The organism is Shewanella sp. SM71 (assembly GCF_025653905.1).
Taxonomy (GTDB): Bacteria; Pseudomonadota; Gammaproteobacteria; order Enterobacterales; family Shewanellaceae; genus Shewanella; species Shewanella oncorhynchi.
On record NZ_JAKKRW010000021.1, the window covers coordinates 54896 to 78335 of the forward strand.

General features: G+C 45.0%; 20 protein-coding genes. 10 read left to right on the forward strand and 10 right to left on the reverse strand.

All coding sequences use genetic code 11. The annotated features are described in order from the left end of the window. Positions 1 to 30: 30 nt before the first annotated feature. The 3 genes from L5L97_RS18445 to L5L97_RS18455 all read right to left on the reverse strand — a co-directional run bounded on the left by L5L97_RS18445 (position 31) and on the right by L5L97_RS18455 (position 2649). Positions 31 to 948, reverse strand: a complete 918-nt coding sequence (locus L5L97_RS18445) for a TlpA family protein disulfide reductase (RefSeq protein ID WP_263143154.1) — start codon at positions 946 to 948, stop codon at positions 31 to 33. Positions 949 to 1169: 221 nt separating this feature from the next. Continuing rightward, positions 1170 to 2219: an NAD(P)H-dependent flavin oxidoreductase gene (locus L5L97_RS18450; RefSeq protein ID WP_263143156.1), complete on the reverse strand. Its 1050-nt coding sequence runs from the start codon at positions 2217 to 2219 to the stop codon at positions 1170 to 1172. Between the two features lie 34 nt (positions 2220 to 2253). Beyond that, entirely contained in the window at positions 2254 to 2649 is a 396-nt protein-coding gene (locus tag L5L97_RS18455) for a VOC family protein (RefSeq protein ID WP_212599588.1), read from the reverse strand. Positions 2650 to 2981: 332 nt separating this feature from the next. Between L5L97_RS18455 and torT the strand changes: the two genes are divergently transcribed. Beyond that, positions 2982 to 4055, forward strand: a complete 1074-nt coding sequence (torT, locus tag L5L97_RS18460; protein WP_263183346.1) for a TMAO reductase system periplasmic protein TorT — start codon at positions 2982 to 2984, stop codon at positions 4053 to 4055. A gap of 6 nt (positions 4056 to 4061) precedes the next feature. Here the strand turns inward: torT and ubiA are convergent, their stop codons facing one another. Together ubiA and uvrD are read right to left on the reverse strand one after the other, a co-directional pair. Then, positions 4062 to 4922, reverse strand: a complete 861-nt coding sequence (gene ubiA, locus L5L97_RS18465) for a 4-hydroxybenzoate octaprenyltransferase (protein WP_263163724.1) — start codon at positions 4920 to 4922, stop codon at positions 4062 to 4064. Positions 4923 to 5060: 138 nt separating this feature from the next. Further along, positions 5061 to 7229 carry a DNA helicase II gene (uvrD, locus tag L5L97_RS18470; RefSeq protein ID WP_173247810.1) on the reverse strand — a complete coding sequence of 723 codons (2169 nt, stop codon included), beginning with the start codon at positions 7227 to 7229 and terminating at the stop codon, positions 5061 to 5063. 504 nt (positions 7230 to 7733) lie between these two features. On the opposite strand from uvrD, the gene L5L97_RS18475 reads away from it, so the two are divergent. Both L5L97_RS18475 and L5L97_RS18480 read left to right on the forward strand, forming a co-directional pair. Next, on the forward strand, positions 7734 to 8843 hold the full coding sequence (locus tag L5L97_RS18475; RefSeq protein ID WP_263183349.1) for a hypothetical protein: 1110 nt from the start codon (positions 7734 to 7736) through the stop codon (positions 8841 to 8843). Between the two features lie 523 nt (positions 8844 to 9366). Then, positions 9367 to 10569 carry a class I SAM-dependent methyltransferase gene (locus tag L5L97_RS18480; protein ID WP_263183351.1) on the forward strand — a complete coding sequence of 401 codons (1203 nt, stop codon included), beginning with the start codon at positions 9367 to 9369 and terminating at the stop codon, positions 10567 to 10569. A gap of 25 nt (positions 10570 to 10594) precedes the next feature. Here the strand turns inward: L5L97_RS18480 and L5L97_RS18485 are convergent, their stop codons facing one another. From L5L97_RS18485 to L5L97_RS18500, 4 genes are all read right to left on the reverse strand, one after another. Continuing rightward, entirely contained in the window at positions 10595 to 11041 is a 447-nt protein-coding gene (locus L5L97_RS18485; RefSeq protein WP_263183353.1) for an NUDIX hydrolase, read from the reverse strand. Positions 11042 to 11092: 51 nt separating this feature from the next. Then, the gene (locus tag L5L97_RS18490; protein ID WP_263183355.1) at positions 11093 to 11971 is read right to left on the reverse strand and encodes a neutral zinc metallopeptidase; all 879 of its coding nucleotides are present in this window, start codon (positions 11969 to 11971) and stop codon (positions 11093 to 11095) included. Positions 11972 to 12114: 143 nt separating this feature from the next. Continuing rightward, positions 12115 to 12540: a hypothetical protein gene (locus L5L97_RS18495; protein ID WP_107949438.1), complete on the reverse strand. Its 426-nt coding sequence runs from the start codon at positions 12538 to 12540 to the stop codon at positions 12115 to 12117. 11 nt (positions 12541 to 12551) lie between these two features. Beyond that, positions 12552 to 12683, reverse strand: a complete 132-nt coding sequence (locus L5L97_RS18500) for a hypothetical protein (protein WP_263179985.1) — start codon at positions 12681 to 12683, stop codon at positions 12552 to 12554. Positions 12684 to 13050: 367 nt separating this feature from the next. Between L5L97_RS18500 and L5L97_RS18505 the strand changes: the two genes are divergently transcribed. From L5L97_RS18505 to L5L97_RS18525, 5 genes are all read left to right on the forward strand, one after another. Further along, positions 13051 to 14547, forward strand: a complete 1497-nt coding sequence (locus L5L97_RS18505; protein WP_263183358.1) for a DUF853 domain-containing protein — start codon at positions 13051 to 13053, stop codon at positions 14545 to 14547. Positions 14548 to 14912: 365 nt separating this feature from the next. Then, positions 14913 to 15035: a hypothetical protein gene (locus L5L97_RS18510; protein ID WP_105250371.1), complete on the forward strand. Its 123-nt coding sequence runs from the start codon at positions 14913 to 14915 to the stop codon at positions 15033 to 15035. A gap of 279 nt (positions 15036 to 15314) precedes the next feature. Next, the gene (locus tag L5L97_RS18515; protein ID WP_105250372.1) at positions 15315 to 16271 is read left to right on the forward strand and encodes a TAXI family TRAP transporter solute-binding subunit; all 957 of its coding nucleotides are present in this window, start codon (positions 15315 to 15317) and stop codon (positions 16269 to 16271) included. A 108-nt stretch (positions 16272 to 16379) separates the two neighbouring features. After that, positions 16380 to 18413 carry a TRAP transporter permease gene (locus L5L97_RS18520; protein WP_263183361.1) on the forward strand — a complete coding sequence of 678 codons (2034 nt, stop codon included), beginning with the start codon at positions 16380 to 16382 and terminating at the stop codon, positions 18411 to 18413. Positions 18414 to 18458: 45 nt separating this feature from the next. Next, positions 18459 to 18863, forward strand: coding sequence for a DUF1850 domain-containing protein (locus L5L97_RS18525; protein ID WP_263183362.1), 405 nt, complete (start codon positions 18459 to 18461; stop codon positions 18861 to 18863). Here the strand turns inward: L5L97_RS18525 and L5L97_RS18530 are convergent. Continuing rightward, positions 18860 to 19579: a FadR/GntR family transcriptional regulator gene (locus tag L5L97_RS18530; protein ID WP_113939236.1), complete on the reverse strand. Its 720-nt coding sequence runs from the start codon at positions 19577 to 19579 to the stop codon at positions 18860 to 18862. The genes L5L97_RS18525 and L5L97_RS18530 overlap by 4 nt on opposite strands. Before the next feature lie 279 nt (positions 19580 to 19858). Between L5L97_RS18530 and L5L97_RS18535 the strand changes: the two genes are divergently transcribed. Continuing rightward, on the forward strand, positions 19859 to 21097 hold the full coding sequence (locus L5L97_RS18535; RefSeq protein ID WP_317629546.1) for an OprD family outer membrane porin: 1239 nt from the start codon (positions 19859 to 19861) through the stop codon (positions 21095 to 21097). 651 nt (positions 21098 to 21748) lie between these two features. Then, positions 21749 to 23428, forward strand: coding sequence for an FAD-binding protein (locus L5L97_RS18540; RefSeq protein ID WP_263183370.1), 1680 nt, complete (start codon positions 21749 to 21751; stop codon positions 23426 to 23428). Positions 23429 to 23440: the final 12 nt, after the last annotated feature.

Here is a 23440-nt window from a genome sequence, read left to right on the forward strand (position 1 = left end):
TCTATCAAAGGCCTAACATTTGGAATGAGCTTATTGAGCCGAAAGTTGCTCAACTACTTTCTCTGGCTGGCTAAAATCGGTAATACGCTGAATAACTTTACCATCCTTAACCCACAGTAAAGTAGGAATATTGCGGATTTTAAAATGATTAAATAACACACCTAATTCATCGATACTAAAATCGACTTGAGTTTGATAAAGCTGCTTAAAATCTTCGAGCGCTTTATTGTCTGTCCACAAATGATTGACCACACCGTGCCACGATTTATTAGGCACTTTTTGCGCGAGATTATTTAAACCTTTTTGAACGGCAATACACTCTTTAGACATTTCTGGGCGGCTATCAGCCAAATACCAATCACACCATGTTGCGGTAAAAAAAAGTAAATGCTCACCTTGTTCCCAAGGTTTCAGTAACTTAGCTGTTTGTTCGGCACTGGGTGCCTCCGTTGTCTGCGCAGTCAACTCTTGGCCATTCGCCAACATATCGATAAATTTATCTAAATTGGCATCAGACTCATGGCTAGTGTAAACCACATCACCAGCACGATTGATTAATACACTATAGGGTGTACCGACCAAACCTAAAGCCACACCCAGCTCGCCTTCATTATCCAACCACACGGGCATAGTGAGCCCGAAACGCGCGATAACGTCAGCAATCTTAGGTTGCTCTTCATTAATATTGATGTTCACCGCGACGATATTAATCTTGTCCTGATATTTCTTCTGCAGGGCTTCAAAATGCGGCATTTGTTCCATACAAGGTTGGCACCAGGTCGCCCAAAACTTTAGGTATATCGGCTTGTCACCCGCAACACTGGCTAAAGTCACTTGCTGCTGATCTGGATAGGTTTTAAGTGCGATATCTTGATAGGCTTTATTGCCAGCAAACGTAGCAAAACTCATAACAGCAAGGCACATAACAATGATTTTACGTAACAACATATTGTTTTCCTTAAATCTATAGAACACTCGCACCCACGACTATAGGGCTAGTGATTTGCAGCCATTTGTACAGAAAAAACATAATTTAAAAGAAGCGGCAGTCTAACCACCAACCAACCTTTAAACGACGAGTATAAACTAACAAGCCGCTAATTTAGCTATATTAAATGTAAGCCTTGATGAGCATAACAATGAGTATTAATAACCTATCCAACAATATCTTAGACCATCAAACCTAACGCCAATTGCCTCGTCAGCTCTGCGGCGGGAATAGCCTGACAACCTGTTGCATTTTGGCCGCACCAAAGTGGGCTAAAATCACCAAATCCTTGTTGTTCAGCGGCGCTTCGCAATACTGCGACGGCGCTTGAGGCGAGCGGAAAATCCGGTGCGGCATTATTGATGGGGCCAAGCTCTGCCATAAAACGATTCATAATTCCACGGGCGGGTCGACCAGTGAATAAGTTAGTCAGAGCCGTATGCTGCGCGGCCTCACTTTGCAGAGCGGCACGGTGAATATCACTGGTGGTGCATTCAGGACAGAGTAAGTATGCCGTCCCCACTTGCACCGCCGAAGCGCCCATCGCCATAGCGGCGCGCACTGTCTTTGCATCGACTATGCCACCCGCTGCAATAACAGGAATATCAACGGCGGCAATGATTTGCGGCAATAGACTAAAAGTGCCTAATTGCTCGGTTAAATCATCGGATAAAAAATGCCCCCTGTGACCTCCGGCCTCTAAACCCTGCGCAATAATGGCATCCGCACCACGCGCTTCAAGCCATAGGGCTTCTTCTACAGTTGTCGCTGTCGAAATGATTTTTGAACCCCAAGACTTTATCTCCAGCAACAAATCTTCATTCGGTAAGCCAAAATGAAAACTCACCACCTCAGGTTTAAATTTAGCTAACACTGCAGCCTGGGTGCTGGTATATGGCGCGCGTTGTGCCCCCACGGTTTGGCTATCAGGATTGACACCCAACTCAGAAAAATAAGGCGCGAGTTGATTAAGCCATGCGGCTTGTTTCGCTGCTTGCGGTTCAGGTTCGTGATGACAAAAGAAGTTTACATTGATGGGCTTAGTCGTCTGGGTGCGAATATGTGTCAAGGCGGTATCTAAGGCTTCGAGGGATAACATGGCGCAGGGCAAAGATCCCAACGCCCCCGCTTGCGACACGGCTATCGCTAAGGCACTGCCCTGAACACCCGCCATAGGCGCTTGAATAATCGGCAATTCGATTCCAAATAATCGGGTTAACTGGCACGGCATACATCATCTCCTTTGACTGGTTATCACTTGACGATCAATCCTGATATGGCCCTGCGGCTAAACGCTGGGAGATCCACCACAGATTGCCCACGGGATCCCGCACTCCACCTTGGCGATCGCCATAGGGCATATTCGCCACTTCCATCACCAATTCACCCGCAGCGGCGAGTGCCTGAGCCACCGTTTTATCGGCATTTTCCACATATAAATAATAGGATGCGGGCATAGGCGGAAAAGCTTCACTCGCCTCACTCAACATAAATAAACAGTCGCCGATTTGCATCTGTGCATTAGCTATTTTGCCATCAGCCCGACGGGAAATATGTAGCGCTTTAGCATCAAAGGCTTGCTGTAAAAAAACCACTAAACTATCGGCATCAGCGATCATCATATACGGGCTAACCCGTGCAAATCCTGACGGAATAAACATAACGATTCCTTGTTACCTAAGCATGAAATTGATCATAAAAAACCACTATAAGCCAATGACTATAGACTAAGCACTATGGCAAAAACCAGCTGTGGCAATTAAGCCTTAAGCGTGAAATGTAAACTTAAGCATTCAGTGAACAAGTCAAAGCGTAAAGCCTGCTAATGTAAGACTACCCTACAATTTCAACCACTCTGCAGCCCATCATAAAAGTGCCATAACACTTCATGGCACTGGTTATTAAGAATAAATCAGCTTTATTTAGCATCGACTTAGCAACTATGGATCATTCATCTATGCTTAATCTATTGTTAACTTAACATGATGATCCTATGCACTTTACTGCATTCTTCGCTTACTCCCTCAGGATTTGCCTCACCTTAATCCTCTATAGTTTCACCTTTGCAGTGCAGGCAACTTGGTATCCCACCGATGTGATTGCTGATGGCAAAAAAACGGCATACACACCACTAACTCAAGCCAATAAACTATGGCGGATCTGCGCCTTACTTCCCCATGGTAAAGACCAATATTGGTGGGGCGTCGCCTTTGGGTTATCGCAGGAAGCCGAACGTCAAGGTGTAACTCTCGGCATTTATGATGCTGGAGGATATGACAATATTGAGCAACAAAAACAACAACTCTATGATTGCCAAGCCCTCAAAGCTCAAGCCTATATTATTGCTGCGAATACGGCTGACGGACTGATTGCGGATATCGAACAACTCTCTGCTGTGGGCATTCCTGTTATTGATTTAGTGAATGGTATCGCGACCGACAAACTCACGAGTCGTTCCTTAGTCAGCTTTGAAGATATGTCTGCGGCGGCGATTGAGTATATTGCATCGCAGCAACGAGACCCTGTCGATAAAGCGCCTGCGAAACTTAAAGTTGCTTGGTTTCCTGGACCTAAGGACGCCTCTTGGGTTATGGCGGCGGAACAAGGATTTAGGCGGGCGGCAGCCAAACAAGAGTTCGACACAATTGAAGGAGGGTTTGGCACTACAGAGTTATTTATTCAAGCTGATTTAGTGCGAAAAGTGCTTACTAAACAAAGTGTAGATTATGTGATCGCCAATGCAGTTGCTGCTACTTTTGCGGCGCGCTATTTAGACGGGCGTAGGAATAAAACGGGAAAAGTCATCGCATTCTACTCGAATGCACAGACCATAGAATTAGTGCAGAAAAAACAGCTACTCGCGACGGTCAGCGACTCACCAGTATTGCAGGCTCGAATTGCCATCGATCTCGCAATACGCGCACTCGAAGGTGTGCCTTATCCCCACAGAGTGAGCCCAGTTATCAAGGTCATCTCCCAAGACAACATCCACCAGATTGATTTAGAACAAATATTAGCGCCACAGAATCAGTGGATGATCCATCAGGATCTACCACAGCAAAAATGATGCTCACTAAACTAAATAATCGGCGCCCAGCCCAACAAATAATGCGAGTCCTGCCCAATTGTTATTGAGGAAGGCTTTAAAACAAGGGGCTCGTTCGCGATCAAAGATCAGCATTTGCTGGTAAGTACTAAAACCGACAAAAGTCAGTAAACCTAGGCCATAGAGTAAACCACGATCGGCGCTCCAACCGGCGGCGATAAAACAAGCCAGCGCAGCAAGCTGAAATAAACCTATGATTTGGCGGTCATATTTACCGAACAAAATTGCAGTGGATTTAATGCCCACCTTTAAATCATCATCCCTATCGACCATGGCATACATGGTATCGTAGGCGACAGTCCAAAACCAATTGGCCGCAAATAACCACCAAGCCTCGATGGGTACTTCACCCGTCTGCGCGGCGTAAGCCATAGGGATAGACCAACTCCACACCACGCCTAGAAACATCTGCGGCATATTGGTGATGCGTTTAGTGAAGGGATAAATGATCGTGAGGATAATACCAACAACGGATAATTTAACCACTAATCCATTGAGTAATAAGACTAAACCAAAAGCAGATAAACCTAAAACGACAAACAGTATCAAGGCTTCTTTAGTGCTGATTTCACCACTGGCCAGCGGCCGAGATTTAGTACGTTCCACAAAAGAGTCGAGATCGCGATCGGCATAGTCGTTAATAATGCAGCCACAGGCACGCATGATCACCACGCCAATAATAAAGATAACCAATACCTTAAGATCGGGCATACCACCCGCCGCTAACATCAACGCCATCAAGCATGGCCACATCAACAATAGCGTACCTATGGGACGGTCGATTCGAGTAAGACGGGAATACACATCCCATTTCTGCTTTAAATTCATTAACTAGGTACTCCCAATACCCTCAAGTTTCCACTCGGTTTCAGGATTAGCATCATATACCCATGCTTCTCCCGATGCGAATTTACGCCCTAAAAGCGTGTCATAAAAAGCTGACATTCATCGCGTTCAGGGCTGGTATTAAAGCGCCTCTAACCGAGCGTAAGCCACCACTAACCACTTGCTGCCAAAGTCAGTAAAGCTCACTTGAACTCGCCCTTGGGCACCGCTGCCCTCAAAGTTGGTCACTTTACCTTCACCAAATTTAGGGTGATTGACTCGTTGGCCGACGTTAAAACCGGTATCGTTTGTCGCAGCCGATTTTGGGGCGCTGAAACGATTATTCGCCATCGGCGTTGAAACCTGCGCCTTAAGACGGATTTCATCCACATATTGCGGCGGGATCTCTTTGATAAAACGCGACGGCCGAGCGTAATCTTCGCGGCCATAAATGCGCCGCGATTCGGCATAGGTTATGTAGAGTTTTTCCATGGCGCGGGTCATGCCCACATAGCAGAGGCGGCGTTCTTCATCGAGTCTATCGCCCTCTTCGAGCGCCATTTTACTCGGGAAAATCCCTTCTTCGACACCCGCCATAAACACCATAGTGAACTCTAACCCTTTGGCAGAATGCAGCGTCATTAGCTGCACCGCATCGGTAAAGGCATCGGCTTGGCCTTCGCCCGCTTCGAGCGCCGCGTGGGATAGGAAACCGTTAAGTTCGCCCATGTCCTCCAGCTCTTCTGGTAGCTCGAAAGTACGCGCCGCCGTGACGAGTTCTTCTAAGTTTTCGATTCTAGCGTGGGCTTTTTCGCCCTTTTCGGCTTCATACATGGCCTTAAGGCCCGACGCCTGGATCACTGTATCGGCCATGCGATACAGCACCATATCTTGGGTGTCTTCACGCAGTGTCATGATTAAGTCCATGAAACCACGCACAGAATTTGCCGCGCGGCCCGCAAGCACTTTCTCGTCGAGCAAACGCACACTCGCCTGCCACAGGGTTAATTCATGCTGGCGCGCAGTGGAGCGTAAAATATCCAAAGTGCGATCGCCAATGCCACGGGGCGGCGTGTTAACTACACGCTCGAACGCCGCATCGTCGTCTTTGTTATTGATCAGCCGTAGGTAACCCATGGCATCTTTAATTTCTTGGCGTTCGAAGAAGCGTAAACCGCCGTAGATGCGATAGGCTAAGCCTTTGTGTAATAAGGCTTCTTCCAATACCCGCGATTGAGCGTTAGAACGATATAAAATCGCACAATCACTGAGGTTGCCGCCCTTTTCGTGCCAATCATTAATTCGACCGACTATAAAGCGCGCCTCATCCATTTCATTAAAGGCGCAATAGAGCGAAATCGGATCGCCATCGGCTTCATCCGTCCACAACTCTTTGCCCATACGTTCTGGGTTATTGGCGATTAAGGCGTTGGACGCTTTAAGAATATTGCCCTTAGAGCGATAGTTTTGCTCGAGGCGAATCGTGGTCGCACTCGGAAAATCTTTTAAGAATCTATGTAGGTTTTCAACCTGAGCACCACGCCAGCCGTAAATCGATTGGTCGTCATCACCCACTATCATCACATTGGCAGTTTGACCGGCAAGCACACGGATCCACGCATATTGGATCGCGTTGGTATCTTGGAACTCGTCCACCAAAATATGCTTGAATCTGTCTTGATAATGGGCCAACAAGTGCGGTTTATTGAGCCATAACTCATGGGCACGTAATAGGATTTCGGCAAAATCGACTAAACCAGCGCGGTCACAAGACTCTTGGTAAACCTGATAGATTTTTAACAGGTTCTGCTCAAGCGGAAAACCGCCCGCATCGATATGTTTAGGGCGTAATCCTTGGTCTTTTTTACCATTGATATAACCCTGAGCTTGGCGTGGAGGATATTGTTTCTCATCCAAATTCAGGCTTTTTAGAATACGTTTAATCAAGCGTACTTGATCGTCAGAATCGAGGATTTGGAAGCTTTGCGGTAAACCCGCATCTTGGAAGTGAGTGCGTAACAAGCGATGCGCCAAGCCGTGGAAAGTCCCAATCCACATGCGGCCCATATTGGTGCCAGCGACTTTTTCAACTCGCTCGCGCATCTCAGCCGCAGCTTTATTGGTAAATGTCACCGCAAGAATCGAGTAAGGACTCTGCTGTTCAACCTGCATCAGCCACGCAATGCGGTGGGTCAACACCCGAGTTTTACCACTGCCCGCGCCCGCCAACACTAACATGCTAGATTGCGGTGCCGCGACAGCCTCGCGCTGCTTATCATTCAGGCCGTCTAGTAAAGAAGATACGTCCATTCTCGCCTCCAAAAAATCGAGGAGGCATTATAACAGAAGAAAACCCGCCTGCGCGCTTGATCCACAATACAAGAGCCACTAGACGAGAACCATAGGACGAATGACAAGTTGCCGCATCTTACTTTGCAATGGCGTCATAATGACTAAATTAATTAAGCACTGTCATTCCAGTGACTCGCCATTAACTCATCCCTGAGGGCTCGACGACGACATCCATGCTGTCAACGGTCACTTCCATGACAGTGCTTAATCCTATTAACCTTTGCGTATCTCTGCTAGCCAGCAAAGGATGATAAAGCTAAAACGATATCAAGTGATTACCCATCAAACTGTATAAAAAACCGCTACCGCAAAATAGCAGATTCCTATAGCATCATTTATATCAATTGACATGGATGTGCCACGACACAGCGACCAAGTCCAACAAACGATTTATGCCCTGCAAACAGCGCAGCGCATAAATACTAAGACGTTAGGCAAATAAGAAAGGAGTGTATTTCATAGATGAGCATTATTTCATCTTTTAACAATCTGGATAAGAGGTTTGCATGGTCGTTTTTAGGATTCATGCTGGCTGCAATTTTCGGTAGCCTAACAATTTATACTGAATTTTTTCGTGTAAATAATCCAGAGCTTATTATTGAGGTATTAAACGATACCAACGTTCTTGATGTTAAAGAGGATGTTAACGAGTTAAAGGTATTCTATGGAGACGTAGATATAAAAAGCTTGAACCAGACTTTATCAGTTCTATTTTTGAGAATTAAGAATGATGGTGGAGCTCCTATACTTAATGGATATTACGATGATAAATACCCTCTAAACTTAACAATCAAAGAAGGGAAGTTTTTAAAGTCTGAACAAATTAGCTCAACCAATGATTATTTAAAGTCTTCTGCTTTACCTAGTATTGATACGGAAAAAATTATATTACTTCCCCAGATTATCCTTGAGGAGGGTGAGAGTTATACGATAAAGATATTAGCTTTACATTTAGCAGGCTCAGATGTTGAGCTTGAGATCTTTGGGAAGATAGCTGGAATAAGGGAGATTAGGCTTTCAAAATATATAGATTCTGAAGAGGATGTTTCTTTTTGGGATAATGTATTTGTTGGGAATGTCTTTGTACACCTAGCTCGCCTACCCATCTACTTTTTTGGACTCCTATTCTCAATAGTTTTACTGATAGCTCCAATCGCTATTGCCTCAGATTTTTTTTCGAAGCGAAAACGTAGAAAAATTATTAAACAATATAAGTTATACATTAAAGAGGAAATTACAGAAAAACATGAGTTTTTGTTTAAATCTTATGTCGATGAAGGATTAACTCCAATAGCTAAAGCGAAAGAAACACTTTCTGACAATGAAAAACTAAAGAAAGTTGTTCGTAAAGGTATTAACCCAGTTCTGCAACCACCAGAGGTGTATTCGGATAGGCATGATGGGAAACACCCTCGCTATCATAGAGACGTTTATAGTAGAAATACGATACTAATGCTTTTAAAAGGAATAGATGGTTTTACCAAAGATGAACACGGTGAAATTATAGCAACCACTCATGCAGAGAATCTTCTGGGTAAATTTATTGACTTTGTTGTTATAAAAGAAAGCTAAATACCTAATAAGAAACGGATGAAACAGGACATCCACAACTCTTTAATGCTTTAAGTGACCAATCAGACAACTCAAAAATCGACGGAATACGCATCCCCTCGGAGTTGCCGCAGGGCGAATAGACAAATTGCGTGAGTCTCGCCATGGATGGCGAGCTAGCTTTCGCAGGTGCAGGGACGCATCCTTCGGAAGCGATAGCAAATTTGGCAATGAGCACAAGGGGCTTTCAACTCCGTTGGGGGCGTCATGGAGCATCCAAGGAGGATAGGACGAGCAGTCCTCCTTGGTCGGGTGTGGGGTGAAGCCCCACGATGTTGACTTTGACTTTGATTAAATAATTCAAACAAGAGTTGGGACAAAATCCCGCTTGCCAAAAACCTACACGAGATTACGAATTTCAACAAATAGATCAGCAGCGGAGCTCTGCCCCAAACCCCTTCTCGATGAGAATAACTTTAGGTAGCGGCGGATCGCGGTTAGAATACTCTCCCTGTTTTTCTTGGTTACTTTTTCGGAAACAATAATGTCCCATTCAGCGCTTAATTCTTTTGATGATTTTTACCAGCTTTTGGCTGACAGCTTGGCGAAGAATAGTCTGATCAAACTATTGTTGAGTAAGTACCGAGGGGCAGATAAAAGCCTGCAGCGCATCACGATTCGGCCGATTAGTTTGCAAAATGAGCCTGTGCTGTCGTTTGTGTATCAGCATCAGACGAATCACATCACTAAAAACCTGAGTTATGACGAAGGCTTAGCCAGCATAAAACTGTTATTCGGTAACGATTTTAAGAGTGCCCACTTAGCCACGGCGCAGGCAGAAGTTCAGCTTGAGATCAGCAAAAAAGGTAAAGTCCAAATCAGCACACATAACGTTAAACAAGCCGTCGCGGCGCCGTTAGAACATGACCGTGAGAAAAAGCGTTTTGTGGATATTGAACGTCCCTTCCTGACCAAGCTAGGGGTGACGGACAGCCAACATAATCTTATTCCTGCGATGTCGCGTAAATGGAAGCAAATCAATAAATTTATTGAGGTTTTTAGCCAAGCACTCGAAGCCTCACCCCACAAGAATGATCAACCGATCAATGTGGTCGATTTTGGTTCAGGTAAAGGTTATCTCACCTTTGCAATCCATGATTACCTTCGCCACAGCCTACATCATAATGATGCGCAGGTGACTGGGGTGGAATTACGCCAAGCCTTGGCCGATTTATGTAATGAAACGGCGGCAACGCTGGATCATCAAGGATTGTCGTTTGTCTGCGGCGATGTGAGAACCCACGCGCCTAAGCAAACCGATGTGATGATCGCGCTGCACGCCTGCGATATAGCCACTGACTATGCGATTCATTATGGTATTCGCGCCAATGCCGACATCATTATGTGTTCGCCTTGCTGCCATAAACAAATTCGCCCACAGATGCACAGCCCAGAATTGTTCAAACCTATGCTGCAATATGGAGTGCACATGGGCCAACAGGCTGAAATGGTGACGGATTCATTACGTGCGCTATTTTTGGAAGCCAATGGTTATGCGACTAAGGTGTTTGAATTTATCAGCCTAGAACATACCAATAAAAATAAGATGATTTTGGCCGTTAAAAAGCCACAACACAATCAAAAAGACAGCGCCGCAATCCTCGCGCAAATATCTGACATTAAAGCCTATTACGGTATCAAGGAACACTGCTTAGAAACCTTACTCGCGCAAACCCAAGCCGATTAACGGCTGGCGGTTTACCAGTAAAGCACTAAAACTTTGCACTAATGACAACCCCGTTGAAATTGAGGCAATCTTGGATTCTTTGCTGCTGCACCGCGCTGAGGGTATCGATATCGTGGAAGGCAAACTCTGAATGTTCGTGGCTTAAGTGGATCGGCAATGGCTCACCTTCTGCCACATTTTTTGCCACCTCAGGCCCATCAGGCAACAACAGTTCACAACGAAAAATAAAGGCTTGGGATTGATAGGCGCTGTGATAATACACGCCGCTCAAATAGTTAACCCGCACACTTAAGCCTAATTCCTCTTGGCATTCGCGCACCAAGGCCTCGTGAATCGTTTCACCTGGCTCGAGTGCGCCGCCGGGCAAACCCCAAGCAAAATTACCATAATTGGCCTTAAGCAACAGTACTTGTCCCTGCGCATTAGTGATAACCGCGTGGCTGCTCAATCTAAAGGTATCGTTAAAGGCCACTCAGTTATCCTTGCATTTCTGTTCGGTACGTATTTGAGATATCAGACTAAATCACTTCGCCGCAAAAGTATTACAACTGGCGAGATTACCCGAATCAAACCCTGTCTTAAACCATTTCACCCGCTGCGCCGAACTGCCATGGGTAAAAGCATCAGGCTGTACGGCGCGACCCGCCATCTTTTGCAGACGATCGTCACCCACTGCACTGGCTGCGGCAATGCCTTCCGCTAAATCGCCTGCTTCAAGTAAGTTAAGTTGTTGATTGACATAATGCCCCCAAATCCCTGCGTAGCAATCAGCCTGCAATTCAAGTGCGACACTCAATTGATTCGCTTGCACTTTACTGCCAGATTGCTGGGCTTGGCGCACCTTAGTGCTAGTGCCCAGCAGGTTTTGCACATGGTGACCCACCTCGTGGGCAATCACATAGGCAAAGGCAAAATCACCGGGCGCGCCTAAGGTTTTAAGCTCATCAAGAAAGCTAAGATCGATATACACCTTGCTATCGGCGGGGCAATAGAAAGGCCCAGACTGCGCCTGTCCCATACCGCAGCCAGTGGAGGTCATATTGCGATAAAGCACTAACTTAGGCTCTCGATATTGCCCTTTGAGCAACTGGCCCCAAACGGTTTCTGTGGTGCCTAAAATGGCCGCCACAAACTGGGCATTTTCATCCTGTACCGCTGTTGTTGAGCTAGATTGGGATTGGCTAAGATGAGTTTGAGTATTCGGGTCAAGTGAAAGACCACCGGTAAAATACTGAAAAGCAATATAAATGCCGCCGATGAGCAACACCACGCGGCCAAGTTTAGTTCTCAGCAAAAAGGGCAAGAACCTGAGTAACAAGGCACTCGGCACACCCGCAGATGCCATTTGCTGGCCGCGTCTGTCTTCGATATTGGAGCTTCTGTCAGTGTCACGCCAGCGCATCGCATTCCTTCACTCTGTAGTTAAAAACTCTCGTTAAACCGTTCGTTAAATCGCTATTTGAGCCACTTAGATGCACAGCTCTGATTTCGTATTTGCACTCTAGCGCCTAGTGGTTAAAAGCCTAGCGATTAAGAGTCTAGTGGTTATTTCGCTTGTGTATCGCTTGTGGGCGCGTCTTTCAGTGAGCGTAAAAACAACCCTAAACCACCAAAGGCCAAAACGAGGATCACGATAAGTTCAAAGGCCGACATAGATTTAAAGTGGAATTGAATCGAGCTGATCACGCCCACAACCAAGGCCGTTAGCGAACCTAGACTCAACAGCCAAGCTAACTTACTCTTAGCGTCAAAAAACACCATCACAATACCGATAATAAACGGTAGCATCACCATGCCAGTGGTAATCGACATGCCTTGCCCAAAGGCATTCACTCGATATAAGCCATAGCCCAGTCCAAAACTAGAGCTCACCTGTATTGCATTGAACAATAAATAAAATCCACCACACATCATGGCAAGACCCATAAAAAATTGTCCCGTCCCGCCCTGTGTTCCGCCCGCACCTTTCATAGATATCCTTTCTACATTAACGATTTTTGAGTGGCTTGTTCTTTGGCCATTTTCAGCCGTTGATTTTCTTCTAATGCTTTTAGTTTTTCATACAAATAAAGGTTTTTATCCACCTCAGCAACACAGCGCTGTTTATCTCGCATAGGCTCATAAGATTCAACACAGGTTCTTGCACCACAGACTCATTAGGTGCAGGCAGATGTCAGCACAGTAAAGAACAAGAGCAGCATAATCAAAGGGAATTTCACCATCAAGCACGCCTCAGTGAATGACCCAAATAACACACCTCATTCATAGGTAACGCCCATATTGCCAATCACACATTTTTACTAAGTGATATCAAGCTTATTCAGGCCCCATGTTGACATAAATTACGCTAAGGCCAACACTCAATGATGAATTTTTATACGCATGAACGACGACACTAAAGTGGATTAAATACACAGTGGCTAAAATAAGGATGCTGCAACGATTCCAATATAAGCCCTACCGTTAACATAAGGAATGCCTTTGAATACGCTATTAATAGGAAAAGGTGAACAACAGGTTCACTTAAATCTTAAGTATGCCAATCGCCATGGGTTAATTGCCGGTGCCACAGGGACAGGCAAAACCGTGTCGCTGATGAGTATTGCCGAAGGTTTTTCACGCCAAGGCGTGCCAGTTTTTATCACAGACGTTAAAGGCGATATCTCGGGTCTAGCGATGACCGGCACTCCAAGTGAAAAGCTATTACAAAGGGCAACTCAAATTGGCATTGAGGATTATCACAACGAAGCCAATCCTGTAGTGTTATGGGATTTAGCGGGCGTTCAAGGCCACCCGCTGCGTACCACCATCAGCGAAATGGGCCCAACCTTACTCGGCCGAATTTTAGAATTGAATGACACCCAGAGCGGTATTTTAGACATAGTCTTTCAACTAGCGGACGACCAAGGGTTATTACTGCTCGACTTAGATGATCTGCGGGCCATGCTGGCCTTAGTTGCCGAGGAACGCAAAGAAATCTCCGCCAAATATGGTTTAATCAGCGCCCAATCCCTCGCAGCAATTCAACGCTCGGTACTAGGATTAGAGCGCGATGGTGGCAAAGACTTTTTTGGTGAACCCGCGTTACAGCTTGAAGATTTAATGCGCACTAATTTGCAAGGACGCGGCATTATCAATTTATTAGCAGCAAACAAACTGATTTTAACTCCCCGTTTATATTCAAGTTTTTTACTATGGCTACTCTCAGAATTATTTGAGAATCTGCCCGAAGTCGGCGATCCCGAAAAACCTAAGCTAGTGTTTTTTATCGATGAGGCGCATTTACTCTTTGAGGGTTGCCCACCGAGTCTATTAAAACGCGTCGAACAGATCATGCGCCTAATTCGCTCAAAAGGCGTAGGCGTTTATTTTTGCTCGCAATTTCCTGATGATGTCCCAAGCGAAATTCTCGGACAATTAGGTAATCGTATTCAACATGCCCTGCGAGCTTACACGCCAAGGGATCAAAAGGCCGTTAAAACCGCCGCCGAAACCTTTGTGCCTAACCCCAAACTGGTTGTTAGCGACGTCATATCCCAGCTCGCTGTAGGTGAAGCCTTAGTGTCTATGTTAGCCGACAAAGGCGTGCCAACTATGGTCGAGCGCGCGCTCATCGCACCGCCACGTTGCCGCATGGGACCCGCCACAAGTGAGGAGTTACAACAAGTCCGTGTCCAAAGCCCGATTGGAGGTAAATACGATCAGTTAATCAACCGCGAATCGGCCTACGAACGCCTTAACCAGAGACGAGTTGGTAACGCCACCAGCGACACCACATCCACAGCAAGTGATGCTCAAACGGGCCAAAAAGCCGAAGAACAAGGTTGGTTCAGTGAACTCATTTTTGGCAATAAGCGTCGCCAAGGGTTAGCTGAAACATTATCAAAACAAGCGGCTCGCACGGTTGGAAGCCAATTAGGTAAACAAATTTTGCGCGGTATATTAGGTGGCATGTTAGGTAAATCGAGCCGACGTTAGGCATATGGTACTTAGTTAAGCCTCCAATTAGGGCCCACTAAAACCACAAACAATGATGAAAATAGAGGTACTGTGTCCTTGTTCGCATATTTCTTATACAGGTTAACGCTAGCATTAGCATTAATTATTCTAAGTGATAGATGGATCATGGTACGGAATTCGGTGATAAGATTATTTTGCTGTAATCGCTCATTGAGGCAAATAAATTCACAGATAATTATCAATGATTTTAGATATTTGTAATTTAAAATGTTGTAATTCGAGATAAAAATTTCGCTTCAATCAGGACGTCATGGAATAGGTTCAATTAAGTACGGCTTACATGATTAGCCTGATGAATAACCAAAGAGTACATGGAGTTTTATATGAGTAAAGAGCAAAAAAACCGTAAAGAATCGAAGAAACAACCGCTGATGTCTCCTAAAGAGAAAAGAGCAGCAAAACATGCGAAAAACGCAACTAAAGGTTTCTTAGATAATACTAAATAGTGTCTTGTTATTAGGAGGTTTGTCCTCTAATAACACAAATAGGGTTAACTTAGGTTAGCCCTTTTTATTGCCCGCTTCATTGAACCAACCAAGTTTTACCTCACAATACAACCTTGCTCAAAACAGTCTCAGATCTCAGTTTTGTGATACAAAAGTAGCAGCTATCGACTATAGCCTAATTGACCTTTTTCAGGTTTTATGTAGTTATATTGAGCTGATTACGGTATTTACCGCTCGAAAGACCCTACATAACACTATAAAAAATAAGGATATTTCATAATGAAAATCAAAAAACGTTTTGTCGCCGTCGGCGCAGCAGTGACTCTCACACTCAGTGCTGCCGCTATGGCTGCTGCCCCCGCCTTTATCAACATTCTCACAGGCGGCACCAGTGGTGTGTATTACCCTATTGGCGTTGCGCTGTCGCAACTCTACGGCACAGGAATCGAAGGTTCTAAAACCTCAGTTCAAGCAACTAAAGCCTCAGTAGAAAACCTCAATTTATTGCAAGCGGGTCGTGGCGAATTAGCGTTCGCTTTAGGTGATTCAGTCGCAGCAGCATATCAAGGTGATATTGATGCAGGCTTTAAAACGCCGCTGGATAAAATCCGAGTACTTGCCTCGGCTTATCCTAACTACATTCAAATCGTCGCCAATAAAGAGTCTGGCATTAAAACCTTGGCTGATTTAAAGGGAAAACGCATCTCAGTGGGTGCCCCTAAATCAGGGACAGAACTCAATGCTAGATCGATTTTCAAGGCTGCGGGACTAAGTTACGAAGACATGGGGAAAGTCGAGTTTTTACCCTATGCCGAATCCGTTGAGCTAATCAAAAATCGTCAATTAGACGCCACTTTACAATCTTCCGGTCTCGGCATGGCTGCTATCCGTGACTTAGCTGCGACTATGGCAATCAACTTTGTTGAAATTCCAGAAGATGTGATCGCTAAGATTAACAATCCCGCCTATCAACATGGCGTGATCCCAGCATCGACCTATGAAGGCCAAACCACCGACGTTTCTACCGTCGCCATTCAAAATTTACTGGTGACTCAAAGCGGTGTATCGGATGATTTAGCCTATCAGATGACAAAACTCATGTTCGAGCACTTAGACCGACTCGGTAACGCGCACTCCGCCGCGAAGACCATCAGCGTAGATAAAGCGACGAAAAATCTGCCAATACCACTGCACCCAGGTGCAGAACGTTATTACAAAGAAGTTGGTGCACTCTAAGTTTTACTGATATCTGTGCATCCTATTCCAAACTAAGCAATTGAGATGCCGTTGAATAACGGCATCTCGTTTATATCATCTCTGTAGTCTAATGCTGTGAGGCATAATATGAGTGATCCCCAACAAGGTCTCAGCGCAAATACTGGCGATTGGCCCAAGGCTCTATTTTATACAGCCTTAATTTTTTCTATTTTTCAAATCATCACTGCCGCTTTTCATCCCGTCTCGACTCAAGTACTGCGTGCCACCCATGTGGGCTTTTTACTGTTAGTGGTTTTTTTAAGTTATCCCGCTAGAGGAAAATCTCAGCCTTGGCAGCCACTCGCTTGGCTACTCGGTCTAGCTGGTATGGCCACAGCGGCTTATCAGTGGTATTTCGAAGCCGACTTAATTCAACGTTCAGGCGATCTAACCGATGCGGATATAGTGATAGGTATCACTTTGATCGTATTAGTGTTTGAAGCAGCGCGCCGAGTCATGGGCTGGGCGCTACCTATCATCTGTAGCATCTTTTTGATGTATGGCTTATTTGGCCAATATTTACCCGGTGACTTAATGCACCGCGGCTATGGATTCGATCAGATCATCAATCAATTAGCCTTCGGTACCGAAGGGCTATACGGCACACCAACCTATGTGTCGGCGACGTATATATTCCTGTTTATTCTCTTCGGCTCCTTTTTAGAACAAGCCGGAATGATCCGTTTATTTACCGACTTTGCTATGGGATTATTTGGCCACAAGCTCGGCGGTCCTGCAAAAGTTGCAGTAGTGTCATCGGCATTGATGGGGACGATTACAGGATCAGGTGTTGCCAACGTGGTCACAACGGGCCAATTTACCATTCCACTCATGAAACGATTCGGTTATCGCCCTGCCTTCGCCGGCGGGGTAGAGGCAACATCGAGTATGGGCAGCCAAATCATGCCGCCGATCATGGGCGCAGTGGCCTTTATCATGGCCGAAACCATTAACGTCCCCTTTATCGAGATAGCCAAAGCGGCATTGATCCCTGCGCTACTTTATTTCTGCTCCGTATTTTGGATGGTGCATTTAGAAGCCAAACGCGCCAATCTCTGTGGCCTGCCTAAAGATCAGTGCCCTAATCCATGGGCGGCAATTAAAGAGCGTTGGTATCTCCTTATCCCCTTGTTTATTTTAGTCTACTTGCTGTTTTCGGGTAGAACGCCGCTGTTCTCAGGCATGGTAGGACTCGCCCTCACATCGATAGTAATTTTAGGCTCAGCCATAGTACTGCGACTTTCCTCAATGGCGATGCGGATTGCCTTTTGGATTGCCCTTGGCATCCTATGCGCAGGCTTCTTCCAACTCGGGATCGGGGTCGTATTTGGGGTTATCGCCTTATTAGTCACCATTTGTTGGTTTATTAAAGGCGGCAGAGATACTCTTACCATCTGCTTGCATGCACTGGTAGAAGGCGCCCGTCATGCCGTGCCTGTGGGTATCGCCTGTGCTTTAGTCGGTGTGATTATCGGCATAGTGTCACTGACAGGAATTGCCTCGACCTTCGCGAGCTATATTCTTGCCGTTGGCCAAGATAACTTGTTCTTATCACTCGTGTTAACTATGGTCACTTGCCTAGTGCTCGGCATGGGGATCCCCACCATCCCTAACTACATTATTACTAGCTCGATTGCCGCTCCCGCATTACTCGACCTCGGTGTGCCACTGATTGTGTCGCATATGTTTGTATTTTATTTCGGCATCATGGCCGATCTCACGCCTCCCGTTGCCTTAGCCTGTTTTGCCGCAGCACCAATCGCGAAGGAATCAGGCCTTAAGATCAGCCTTTGGGCAATCCGTATCGCCATTGCAGGTTTTGTGATCCCCTTTATGGCGGTTTACGATCCCGCTTTGATGCTTCAAGGTGATAGCTGGTTAGCCACTGGGTTTGTCTTGCTAAAAGCGACTGTGGGTATTGGTATTTGGGGCGTCATCTTTACCGGATATCTATTACAAAAACTCTACTGGTGGGAACGCGTTATCGGCTTCCTTGCAGGTGCTAGCTTAATTCTTGCTACGCCGTTGAGTGATGAAATTGGCTTTGGGCTCGCGCTGCTATTTATCGTGCAACACAGCTGGCGAGCACGCAAACTCAAACGTCTCGCAGAGCAAGGATAAGCTTTTGAGATTATTGGTCGTTAATCAGTCTTTGAAGGTAAACAGATGCTAGGCCTGTGTTTAGGCCTAGCGGGCACACTGTGGACCCAAGTGCCCACAGACAACTTCACCTTGGCATGGAACCATAGCATAGAAAAAATTCGCTGGGAGGAAGACTATAACGTCACGCCACAAGGATTAGTGTTGGTCGGAGCAAGAGTGAAAGGTACGGGTGCAGGAATGGAAATCCCAGATGATGCTTATCTTAAAAATGGCAGCTGGCATTATCAGCCCAAACTGCCCATTTTACCTGTGTTGCGCTTAGGTCGCACGCCCGAAGCAGGGGATTTTGAACTTTGCTTCACTCAAATGTCAGGAAAAGTGCAATGCCAAGCCATGAGTCATTGGATTGGCGTACCCAACAAACAAACAGCCGCGGTTGAACTTTGGGGTTGCGGCTCTTTGCCTTAAGCGCGTTTATCCATATATTTACGCTCAATTTCTATTAGGCGCCGATTAAAATCCTCAAGGTGTGCAAACATTTCGGCCTCAGCTTTCGCCCCATCTTTTGCGATAACCGCTTCGACAATGACATCATGCAAACCTAAAGGATGAATTTCATCAGTCGGTGGCTGAAACTTAGTCGTTTGATTACTTAATAAAACCAACAAGGATTTTACGATCGCTTCTAAAAAGCGATTTCCAGACATTTCAGCGAGCAAATAATGTACTTGAGATCGCAATATGACAGTTTCGGGATAAGCCAATGAGTCACTTTCATGACTATTCGCCTCTTGCAAAGCTTTAGCTTGCTCTGGAGTGCAATTTTTAGCAGCCATTCTAGCCACTTGCGGCTCAATCAGCATGCGTGCTTGACACAGTTCAGGAAGGGAAAGTTTCCCCATTAGAAATAAATCTTGGCAAGCATCACTTAAACGTTCAAAGGTTAAGTGCTTAACAAATGCGCCACCTGTTGCACCTTGGCGAATCTCCACTAATCCACCCGCTTCGAGGCTTTTGATCGCCTCTCTCACCACAGTGCGGCTAACTTGAAATAATTCTATTAATTCGCGCTCAGAGGGTAATTTATCGCCAGCCTTATATTCGCCATCTAAAATAGCATTTTTCAGTTGCTGCCCGACTTCACTCGATGCTCTTATCTGCTTAATTGGCTTGAAGATATGCACTTGATTATCCCAAATATGCTTAGTGTCGCCATACTAGCATAAAACCGCATTAACGCAGAAAAAGTACTCTCATCTTTCCTACATTAGTGATTAAAAAACATTCATCTTTGTTGATCCAAGTAACATCTGTGCGAATTTCGTAACTAGTTTCTCATATTCATCTTAACTTCGTTGTCGACATTAGTCATACGTCATACATTTAACCTAAGAATGTTAAACATAATTTCTTTAACTAGCTCAGACAATTCTGATCAGGGCTTACTAATAATAGGGAAGATGATGATGAAAAAATCTTATTTATCTTTGCTTGTGCTATCTACGCTAGCGATTCCAGCTACAGCAGATACCAGCATTGATCAAATGTTTAGCCAAGGTACGTTAAAAGGGGAATTACGCTTATTCGATTTTACCCGTGACTTTGATAATACGACGAACACTAAACACGATACGTCATTTGGCGGACTGTTTTATTACAATACCGCAAAAGTGAATGGCCTCAGTTTTGGGACCAGCTTCGCATCTGCAAATCCCATTTGGACCAATGATTCAGATGACGTCTACGGCCTAGTTGCTCGCGATGCCGCAGGCGACCATGACAACGTCAACCGTTTACAGGAGTATTTTGTCCAAGGTAATTGGTGGGATACTCAATTCAAATTAGGTGCACAAGAACTGCGCACACCAATGATGAATCCCCATGACATTCGTGCGATCCCACGAACTTTTCGCGGCTTTTCAGCAGAAAATAAGAGTGTTGACAATCTAACGTTATCAGCACTCTATATTACAGATTCCATGGGGTGGTCTGATAATAACTTCGTATCCGTAAAAGAGGCGGTACAAAGCGAATTAGCAAGAGCGGGTATTGTGGCAGATGTTGCCGATAACCCAGTTTATGCCCTAGGTGCTAAATATCAATTGCCCTTTAAAACAGTCCAAACTGAAGCCCATCTTTGGCACTACAGCATGGAAGATGTTTTCAATCAAACCTATGCCAAAGTGAAATTAGCCGCTGATGTTGGTCCAACGAATTTGTACTTAACACCTTCCTATTTAACTCAACAGGCAATAGGTGATGAAACCGGCGGCCCACTCGATACCTATCAATATGGCTTCCATCTTGGCGCCAAATTGGCGGGGGCAGATCTCACTTATATGTACGCCAAAACCGGGGATGACACAGTGCTGACCCCATGGGGCGATGAAAAAGTGGTCATTCAACAGGTATATCAATCTGCACGGGCGAATGAAGAGGTCAACGCGTTAAAGCTGGCCTATGACTTTGAAAAATTAGGGGTGAGTGGATTAGAAGCCTATGCCTTTTATGGGCAGTACGATGTGCCAGAGGGGACTGCGTCAGATTTTAATGAAACAAACTTTTCAATCGCCTATAAATTTTCAGGCATGTTATCGGGCCTAGGTCTTAAGGCGCGTTATGCCATGGTCGATTTTGATCAAGCTGAAGATCTTGACGATCTGCGTTTATATGTCACTTATAAATTTGTTTTAGGTAAATAGTCACAAATACAACTCCCCTGCACCAAACTTAATGCGGGTGTATCACGCCTTGTTGGATACACCCGGTTTTTACACTGCAAAATTCTCAATCCATTTAAATGTTGCGGTGAATGCGTTGACTTAATTATTGAGATCAAAAATGGAAAAAATAATTTCTTAATTATTCCAGCCATGGCTATTTCATGTGTCTTATTTAGCGGATGCGTAAATAACGATGACTCTAACGCCTCGTTACCACAATTAACTCCCGTAAACCTAGAACACTAAATATATGTAGTGAAATAGCTTAACAACACATATTTTATTTTGATCACTGTATTTAAGAAAATTATCTTCCTCAAAAAATTCACTGCATTATTTAATAAAGAAAGTCCTACATTAGCTTGTTTCAAAAAGAATAATCACATTCATCGCTCAAAACGCCAGCATTTTGTGAAGCACTGCAAAGATGTAATTAATACCTCTTTTGGTTTATTATCATATGTCATACATTTAAACGTATGTTGTTAATGGATGAGAATTTAATCACTTTCACGCAACTGCACTTCTAGTTTTTAAAGCAAACAAATCACATGCGGTTATGGCCAGATCCATTGTCGTTGCTAACGATGTCATATCGACCTTAGCAATGAGGACCCAAGGAGTATCAAAATGAGTAAAGAGCATTCACAGAAACCGAAAGAAATCGATCAATACACTGCTAGCGTGCTTCAGAATGGTATATCTCGAAGAAGTTTCCTAACTCGAGCTGCAGTGGGAAGTGGTGGCTTAGCCTTTGCAAGTCTTGGTATTGCTTCAGCGAGTGCAGCACCACTTCAAGTTGGCACTGAATATGGCGAAATTGGTGGCGCAACGCTCAATTTTCTACCTAAGCCAAAACCTATTGCTGATAAAGATATTGCAACAACCCAAACCTTTGATGTTGTTGTCGTCGGTGCTGGAGCTTCTGGTGTGCCTGCGGCTCTATCTGCCAGAGAAAGTGGTGCAACCGTTGCGTGTTTACAAAAGCAAGCCATCCCAGTCTCTCAAGGAAACACTGGTTCAGGGATTGACCTGAAAAACAGTGATAAATCAGCAATTGAAGCTTTAGTTAGCCGTTTAATGGCGGATAACGCGCACCGTTCACATCCCGGTCTTCTTAAGCAATGGGCTTACAATTCAGGTGAAGCTGTCACTTGGGTTATCGATAGAGTGAAACAAGGTGGCGGCCAGATTGTTGACCAAGGTACCAAAGTGCAGCACGGTATTCGCGGAATTGCTGATACTGATGACCGTTTAAATTTTATCACTTCTTTCTGCGGCCCTAAACCCTACACCACGGGTGATGCTATGCGCGCATTAGCTAAAACAGCAGAAAAAGCAGGCGTTAAGTTTTTCTTTAATACTCCTGCACAACAATTAATTCAGGATGAGTCAGGAAAAGTCATCGGCGTCATTGCTCAAACTCGTGATGGTAAGTACCACAAATACATGGCGAAGAAAGGTGTCATTCTGTCCTCTGGTGACTATCAAAATAACAAAGCCATGTGTGACTTCTTCATCCCCGAACTGAAAAACTTTGAACGTAAACAAATGGATCGTACTGGTGACGGTTTTGCTATGGCCTATTGGGCTGGCGGCGTTATTGAACCTGTTGGACATACCAAAATGTTGCACGACTTCGATGCCGGCCCGGCTTCCATGTGTGACATGCCATTCTTAGCGGTAAACCGTAAAGGTGAGCGCTTTGTGAATGAGAAGGTTGAGATGTCTCTAATGAATAACTACTTGAAAGATGAGCAGAATGCGGGGCATTACTCACAAGTATTTGATTCTGACTATATGACGCAAGCGAAGGATTGGCCTGGCCACCTCTATTCTCCTGAAGAGCTTAAAGTTTATATGCCTGAAGCTCCAGGTGAAAAAAAAGGGGTATTTCCCTCTTTGATCAACACCCATTCAGCTAACACATTAGAAGAATTGGCGGTGAAGTTAGAGTGCGATCCAAAAACCTTTGTTGCCAGCGTTAACCGTTATAACGAGCTGTGCAAAAAAGGTAAAGATGAGGACTTCGGTAAACCTAGAAGCAAAATGGTACCAGTGCTCAAACCACCGTTTTACGGTATTCACCGTCGTATGCGTATTTCTACTTTATGTTCAGGAATTCTCGTTAACGACAACCACCAAGTACTTGATGCCGATGGTAAGGAAATTCCAGGTTTATTCATTGTTGGTAACTTAGGAGCAGGTTTCTATGGTGGCGTTGACTACCCATTAACGGTATTTGGCTTGTCTTTAGGTCGCTGCTACACCTTCGGCTATTTAGCGGGCAAATATGTAGCAAAACTATAGAACACATAGTCA